Raw genomic sequence first — 7,971 nt, forward strand, 5'->3', positions numbered from 1 at the left:
GCTCAACCCTCCTTGACCAGGCCGAGATCGGTCAGCACGTTGCGGGTGGCGTTGTAGTAACGCACGTACCCGGTGCAACGGCAGACGTGATGGCCGAGGCTGTCCTCGATGACCTGCTCCAGTTTGCTTTTGGCGATCGGCTGGCGCTGCAGCTTCTCCACCAGCACCGTCGCGGCGTTGACGAAGCCCGGTGCGCAGTAGCTGCACTGGAAGGCGAATTCGTCGACGAAGCGCTGCTGGATCGGGTTCAGCTCAGTGACCTGGCCACTCTCATCGCGCTTGGCGTGGGCTTCGATGGTGCGCACTTTCTTGCCCTCGAAGTAATGCGCGCCGGTGATGCAGGTGCGCACTTCTTCACTGGTGCCGTCCGGGTTGTCGACGATCACCACGCAGGCGTGGCAGATGCCCTGGCCGCAGCCCAGGCGCGAACCGGTGAGATTCTTGTATTCGTGCAGATAGTCGATCATCGGCAGGTCATCAGGGATGTCCACCGGGCCGACGGATTGACCATTGAGGGTCAGTTGAAGCGGACGGTTAGCCATTGAGGGCCTCCTTGATGCGCGCAGCAGTGATTGGCAGATCGCGAACACGTTTACCGATGGCATGCGCCACGGCGTTACCGATGGCACCGACCACCGGGATCATCACCACTTCGGCGATGCCTTTGGAAGGATCGCTTGGCGACAGCGGCGGCAGAATCTCCGCGGTCTGCTTCCACACCGCCACGTGACGGGCCATCGGCAGGCGATAACGGTTGAAGTTCCAGTCACCCTCCCCCGGCCCGCCTTCGTACAGCGGCATCTCTTCCATCAGCGCGTGACCGATACCCATGGCGATCCCGCCTTCGAGCTGGCCCTTGACCAGTTCTTCGACCAGCACCCGACCGCACTCGACCCACGAATGGTGGTTGAGCACTTCGACTTCCGCCGAGCCTTTGTTGACCTTCAGCTCCACCAGCGTCGCGACCGGGCTGTAGTAAGTCACCGCGGCGTTGTTCAACTGAACAACCGGGTAGTTGATGTTCTGGCGATCCAGCAGGTGGAAACCTGCGGTGGTCATAAGCGCTTTCTTCGCCTTCGGCGCGCCATCGCCGTACTTCACCGCCAGACCGTCGAGCGGCAGACGCTCGCGCACGCCGTCGATGCTGTACTCGGCCTCGGCCCAGCTCCAGCGGTTGAACGCGTGAACGGTGGCGCCGGTGACCAGACCACGCTCGTGAGCACGCTTGGCCAACTCTTCGAAAGTCAGCGGCTGCATGCCGTTGGCAGTGAGCTTGCCGTCGACCCAATGCGCATCTTCACGACGCACCACGTAAGGGTTGGCTTGACCGCCGTAAGGGCCCTGACGCCAGATTTCCATGGCCGCCGGCCACAAACCGTTGTTGAACAGCACGCGCGCCGCTTCACGAGTGGCGTGACTGAAGTAGTAGGCCGAGTTGGTCGCGGACGACGCCGAGGCCAGCTTGCCGACCCAACGCGGGTTGCGCAGCAGGTTGTCCTGCTCGGCCTGGCTCATGATGTAAGGGTTGCCGCTGGTGATCAGCTGCATTTCCTTCCATTCGGTTTCGCCAGTCTTCACGTCATGCGCCGGGCTGCCGAGGAAATCGGCAACGACAAGCGCTTGCGAAGTGGACATGCCGGTGCCAATTTCGATACCGATGTGGCGCAGGGTGATGCGCCCTTCAGCGGTGAATTCGATGCTGGCCATCGGCGCTTCGGAACCGGTGCCGAAGTCTTTCTGGCAAATGGCAAAACCCACGCCGTACCAGTTGTCCGGGTCGGCGGCTTCGCGCTGTTTCTTGATCGCGTCGCGGTTTTTCCAGACTTCGTGCACCGAGGCCTTGTCGAGAATCTCGTGCAGACGCAAGGCACCCGCCGGGATCGCGCCCTGGGTGTTTTTCATGCCTGAACGCAAGGCGTTCTTGCGCCGCAAGTCGATGGCATCAACACCAAGGCGATTGGCGATTTCGTCGACCATCATCTCGGTCGAGGCCATGCTTTGCAGGGTGCCGTAACCGCGCATCGAACCCGCTTCAACACCACGCGAGTGATAAGCGGTGACCTGCAGATCGTTCTGCGGCATGTAATAGATCGACTGCGCTGCCGTAGCACCGACTGCCGCTACCGACGGGCTGTAGTTGATACGGCCACCACCGTCGACGCTCATATCGGCACGGAAAATTTTGAAGCTGTAGTCGTTCTTGTCCACTGCGAGCTGATAGCGGATATCGAACGGGTGGCGCTTGATGCCGCTCTGGAACTGCTCGTAGCGGTCGTTGGCCAGACGGATCGGCACACCGGCGCCATACAGCGCAGCGAGGGCCGCGTAGTAGACGAAGATGTTGTGGTCTTTGGAACCGTAGCCCACGGTGTAACCCGGGTGCATGTTCAGGTTGTCCAGGCCGAAGCGCGACGGCGCGATCATTTTCGCGGTCTCGGTCGCCGCTTCCAGCGGGCACTGGGTGGCGACCACGAAGTGCAGGGTCTTGGTTTTCGGGTCGTACCAGCCGTTGCCGTTGTCCGGCTCCATGGCGGCCGGCTCGATCGACGGGGTCTTGTAGCGCTCATCGAACACCAGCCAGTTCTCCGGCGGCGTGTCGATCTGCTGCTTCATGCGATCGGCATAGAACAGACCGCGCTCGGTCAGGTTGCCGTGCAGGTTCGGCTGGGAATTCCACACCGGACGCCGGTTTTTCAGCATCGGGAACAGGATCGAGTCTTTCAGGCTGGCGAATTCATCTTCGTCGGCCGAGGTCGGGCCACCCACGCGCACGTAGCGGAAGCTGCCATAGGGGTCGCCTTCGTAGTACGGCACTTGTGCACCGTAACGAATCGCCTTGTCGTTGAATTTGAGTCTGTTCTTGGCCTGACGGAAACGCTCGAAATCGTTCCAGATCAGGATCGCCACCGGGTGGCCGATGAACATCGGCACTTTGCCTTCCGGCAGCAAGGGGTCCGGCGCGTGCTCTTCGGGGAAGACGATACCGTCCTTGTCCAGGTCAGCTGCGGTGACGATGCGGTCAGGCTGCAAGTCGGCACCGAGCCACGACAGGTCGTAGCCTTCGTAGATACGGTCAGCCTTGATGGTTTTCAGCAGCATGGCGTGGCCTTGCTGTTCAGGCCAGCCCGGCATGTCCTTGGAGCGAATGTCGCGGGCAAAGACTTTGCTGCCGCAGACTTTGGACAGGGCATCGTTACGCTGGCGTGCCTTGCCGTTGTTGCCGAGCCACTTCTCGGACGGCACGGTTACGCTGTTTTCCATCAAGGCAGCCAGCGCCTGACTGCTGAGCGGCGTGAGCGTAACGCTCACACCCGCCACCAGCCCGCCCTGGAGGAACGAGCGCCGGGATATATCACGGTTGGACATGGATCATCCTCTGGGCGGTTATGTGTCCGCCCTTCTGGTTATCTACTGGGAATCTCGAGTCTTGCAGAAGCCCTTCTTGGCGAAACAAAGGGCGTGTTGACAGTGCAAAGCTGACCGAAAGGTTAACTTTAAAGGTTTCTGGGCTCGCAGCAAACAACCAGTTACAAAAATTTGACTAAAGAATCAAAAAATCAATGCGACGTGGCACCGCACGAGGTCAATCCGCCATACCTATTCGAATGCGGTTGCCTACTCCATGTAGGAGCTGTCGAGTGAAACGAGGCTGCGATCTTTTGCTCCTGCTTCTACGATCAAAATCAAAAGATCGCAGCGTGCCGCAGCTCCTACAGGGATTTGTGCAGGGCTGGGTAATGAAGGGAGAGAGGGTCAAATTTCAGACACAAAAAACCCCGGTCTTTCGACCAGGGTCTTTGCTATCGATTCCGAACCAACCAGCGGTTGCTTTCGGTGTTTCAAGGCGTTCAGTGGTCCTTGAAACAGATATGGCGCAGCGGACGGGACTCGAACCCGCGACCCCCGGCGTGACAGGCCGGTATTCTAACCGACTGAACTACCGCTGCGTATCGCTTTGAGCTTGCGCTCAAATAACTCGTTTTGATTGAAAGCTTCGGTGCTTTTCAATCGCGAACCAGACATTGCCTGACTCGTAAAATATGGCGCAGCGGACGGGACTCGAACCCGCGACCCCCGGCGTGACAGGCCGGTATTCTAACCGACTGAACTACCGCTGCGCGTCGGTGCAGGCACTTTCAGCCTACGCTCTTGCTTTCGCAAGTCTCTCGGGGAGTGGTGGGTGATGACGGGATCGAACCGCCGACATTCTGCTTGTAAGGCAGACGCTCTCCCAGCTGAGCTAATCACCCGTTTGCATCTCCGAGGCCGCGAAATTTACGCAGGTAGCGAACCTAAGTCAATAGCAGGATTGAAGTTTTTCTGAAAAAGACGAAATTGTTTCCATCCTGCAAGACTGCATTCGCGAGCAAGCTCGCTCCCACAGGGGGATTGCATTCCAAATGTGGGAGCGAGCTTGCTCGCGAAGACGGCAGCCCATTCGACGCAAATTCAGGAGAAGAACGCGATCTACTCGGTGTAAATCATCTTCTTGGTCATGCCACCATCCACGACGAATTCCTGCCCGGTCACAAACCCGGCATTGCGCGACAACAGCCACGCCACCATCGCCGCCACATCCTCGACCGTTCCTACCCTGCCCGCCGGATGCTGCGCATGATCGGCATCCGCCAATGGCTCGGCACGGCGCGCGGACGGATCACGGGCATCGATCCAGCCAGGGCTGACCGCATTAACGCGGATCTCCGGCCCCAGACTGATCGCCAGCGCATGCGTGAGCGCCAACAACCCGCCCTTGCTCGCCGCATACGCCTCGGAATCGGCCTCCGATTGCCGAGCACGGGTCGAGGCCAGATTGACGATCGAACCGTTGTGCGCGCGCAGATACGGCGCACAGTGCTTGGCCAGCAGCATCGGCCCGCTGAGGTTCACCGCCAGCACCCGATTCCAGTACGCCAGATCGAGACTTTCCAGGGTGATGTTGTGTGGATCGGCCACCGCCGCGTTGCACACCAGCGCATCGAGGCGACCGAACTGCCCCAATACCTCGGCGACACCCAGCGCGACCTGGCCCTCATCCGCAACGTCCATGGCGATGAACCAGGCATTCTCGCCCAGCACCTTCGCCACTTTCGAACCGCGCACACGATCGAGATCAGTCAGCACCACTTGCCAGCCTTCGCTGATCAGCCAGGCAGCAATGCCCAGACCGATACCGCGCGCAGCACCGGTGACCAGCGCCACGCGGCCATGAGTGCCTGCGGTCGGCGTAGACAACTCGATCACAACGCCGCCAGACCGCGCGACAGATCGGCCTGCAGATCCGCCACGTCCTCCAGACCGACCGCGATACGAATCAGGCTGTCACGAATCCCTGCCGCTTCACGCTCCTGCGGCGCCAGACGACCATGGGAGGTCGTGCTTGGATGGGTGATGGTGGTTTTGCTGTCACCGAGATTGGCGGTAATCGAAATCAAGCGAGTGGCATCGATAAAGCGCCACGCGCCCTCTTTGCCGCCCCTGACCTCGAAACTCACCACCGCACCGAAGCCCTTCTGCTGACGCTGAGCCAGCTCGTGCTGCGGATGACTCTTGAGACCGGCGTAATGGACTTTCTCGATACCGTCCTGCTGCTCCAGCCATTCGGCCAGTTGCTGGGCGTTGGCGCAGTGCGCCTTCATCCGCAGATTCAGGGTTTCTAGGCCTTTGAGGAAGATCCACGCGTTGAACGGGCTCAAAGTTGGCCCGGCGGTGCGCAGGAAGCCGACAACTTCTTTCATCTGTTCGCTGCGACCGGCCACCACACCGCCCATGCAGCGGCCCTGGCCGTCGATGAACTTGGTTGCCGAGTGCACAACAATGTCCGCACCGAGTTTCAGCGGTTGTTGCAAGGCAGGCGTGCAGAAGCAGTTGTCGACCACCAGCATCGCGCCTTTGGCGTGAGCGATTTCCGCCAGCGCGGTGATGTCGACCAGCTCGGCCAGCGGGTTGGACGGCGACTCGACGAACAGCAGCCTGGTGTTCGGCTTGATTGCCGCATCCCAACCCGACAGATCGGCCAGCGGCACGTAGTCGACTTGCACGCCGAAACGCTTGAAGTACTTCTCGAACAGGCTGATGGTCGAACCGAACACGCTGCGCGACACCAGCACGTGATCGCCGGCGCTGCACAGGCTCATCACCACCGCCATGATCGCGGCCATGCCCGTGGCGGTGGCGACCGCTTGCTCGGCACCCTCCAGCGCAGCGATGCGCTCTTCGAACGCACGCACGGTCGGGTTGGTGTAGCGCGAGTACACGTTGCCCGGCACTTCCCCGGCAAACCGCGCAGCCGCGTCGGCGGCGGTGCGGAACACGTAGCTGGAAGTGAAGAACATCGGATCACCGTGCTCGCCTTCCGGCGTACGGTGCTGACCGGCACGTACGGCCAGGGTGTCGAACGCTACGCCTTCGAGGTCGCTGTCCAGCCGACCGGCATCCCATTCCTGACTCATGCTGTCACTCCTTGCCCTGTTCTTGAAAATTAAAAGTCAGATACAAAACCGGCCCCTCAGGGCCGGTAGAAACTCAGTTGTTGTACAGATCGATGATCGCACTGACCGCCTGGGTCTTGACCTTGGAGGCATCGTTGCGTGCCTGCTCGATCTTGTCCAGGTAGGCCTCGTCGACGTCGCCGGTGACGTACTTGCCGTCGAACACCGCGCAATCGAAGTTTTCGATCTTGATCTTGCCGCCACCGACCGCTTCGATCAAGTCAGGCAGGTCCTGATAGATCAGCCAGTCTGCGCCGATCAGATCCGCCACGTCCTGAGTCGAACGATTGTGCGCGATCAGTTCGTGAGCGCTCGGCATGTCGATGCCGTAAACGTTCGGAAAGCGTACGGCCGGGGCCGCCGAGCAGAAGTAGACGTTTTTCGCGCCGGCCTCACGGGCCATCTGGATGATCTGCTTGCAGGTGGTGCCGCGCACGATCGAGTCGTCGACCAGCATCACGTTCTTGCCGCGGAATTCCAGTTCGATGGCGTTGAGCTTCTGGCGAACCGACTTCTTGCGCGCCGCCTGACCCGGCATGATGAAGGTCCGGCCGATGTAGCGGTTCTTGACGAAGCCTTCGCGGAATTTCACACCCAGGTGGTTCGCCAGCTCCAGCGCGGCGGTGCGGCTGGTGTCCGGGATCGGGATGACCACGTCGATGTCGTGTTCCGGACGCTCGCGCAGGATCTTCTCGGCGAGTTTCTCGCCCATGCGCAGACGCGCCTTGTACACCGACACGCCGTCGATGATCGAATCCGGACGCGCCAGGTAGACGTGTTCGAAAATGCACGGGGTCAGCGACGGGTTGGTTGCGCACTGACGGGTGTGCAGCTTGCCGTCTTCGGTGATGTAGACCGCTTCGCCAGGGGCCAGATCGCGGATCAGGGTGAAACCGAGCACGTCCAGCGAGACGCTTTCGGAAGCGATCATGTACTCGACGCCTTCGTCGGTGTGACGCTGGCCGAACACGATCGGACGGATGCCGTGCGGGTCACGGAAACCGACGATGCCGTAACCGGTGATCATCGCCACCACCGCATAACCGCCGACGCAACGGTTGTGCACGTCGGTTACGGCGGCAAACACGTCTTCTTCGGTCGGTTGCAGCTTGCCGCGCTGGGCCAGCTCATGGGCGAACACGTTGAGCAGCACTTCCGAGTCGGAACTGGTGTTGACGTGACGCAGGTCGGATTCGTAGATCTCCTTGGCCAACTGTTCGACGTTGGTCAGGTTGCCGTTGTGCGCCAGGGTGATGCCGTAAGGCGAGTTGACGTAGAACGGCTGTGCTTCGGCCGAGGTCGAGCTGCCGGCGGTCGGGTAACGGACGTGGCCGATCCCCATGTGGCCGACCAGGCGCTGCATGTGACGCTGCTGAAACACGTCACGCACCAGGCCATTGTCCTTGCGCAGGAACAACCGGCCATCATGGCTGGTCACGATACCGGCAGCGTCCTGGCCGCGGTGCTGGTGCACGGTTAG

5 protein-coding genes and 3 tRNA genes are annotated in these 7,971 nt (G+C 60.7%); all 8 read right to left on the reverse strand.

Going from position 1 to position 7,971, the window contains the following annotated elements:
• Positions 1–2: 2 nt before the first annotated feature.
• Entirely contained in the window at positions 3–542 is a 540-nt protein-coding gene (locus ACIP8I_RS12450) for a (2Fe-2S)-binding protein (RefSeq protein ID WP_007961206.1), read from the reverse strand.
• A complete protein-coding gene (locus tag ACIP8I_RS12455) occupies positions 535–3,366 on the reverse strand; it encodes a xanthine dehydrogenase family protein molybdopterin-binding subunit (protein ID WP_400761401.1) in 2,832 nt (943 codons plus the stop codon). The genes ACIP8I_RS12450 and ACIP8I_RS12455 overlap by 8 nt, the downstream gene beginning before the upstream one ends.
• 504 nt (positions 3,367–3,870) lie before the next feature.
• Positions 3,871–3,947 (reverse strand) — tRNA-Asp (locus tag ACIP8I_RS12460).
• 94 nt (positions 3,948–4,041) lie between these two features.
• Positions 4,042–4,118 (reverse strand) — tRNA-Asp (locus ACIP8I_RS12465).
• Between the two features lie 56 nt (positions 4,119–4,174).
• Positions 4,175–4,250, reverse strand: a tRNA-Val gene (locus ACIP8I_RS12470).
• 217 nt (positions 4,251–4,467) lie between these two features.
• On the reverse strand, positions 4,468–5,244 hold the full coding sequence (locus tag ACIP8I_RS12475; RefSeq protein ID WP_400761403.1) for an SDR family oxidoreductase: 777 nt from the start codon (positions 5,242–5,244) through the stop codon (positions 4,468–4,470).
• Entirely contained in the window at positions 5,241–6,452 is a 1,212-nt protein-coding gene (locus ACIP8I_RS12480; RefSeq protein WP_400761406.1) for an O-succinylhomoserine sulfhydrylase, read from the reverse strand. Before ACIP8I_RS12480 ends, ACIP8I_RS12475 begins: the two co-directional genes overlap by 4 nt.
• A 73-nt stretch (positions 6,453–6,525) precedes the next feature.
• A partial coding sequence (purF, locus tag ACIP8I_RS12485; protein ID WP_400761408.1) for an amidophosphoribosyltransferase occupies positions 6,526–7,971 on the reverse strand: 1,446 nt, incomplete at its 5' end.

It is taken from the genome of Pseudomonas sp. NPDC088414 (genome assembly GCF_044753325.1).
In the GTDB taxonomy this organism is placed as follows: Bacteria; Pseudomonadota; Gammaproteobacteria; order Pseudomonadales; family Pseudomonadaceae; genus Aquipseudomonas.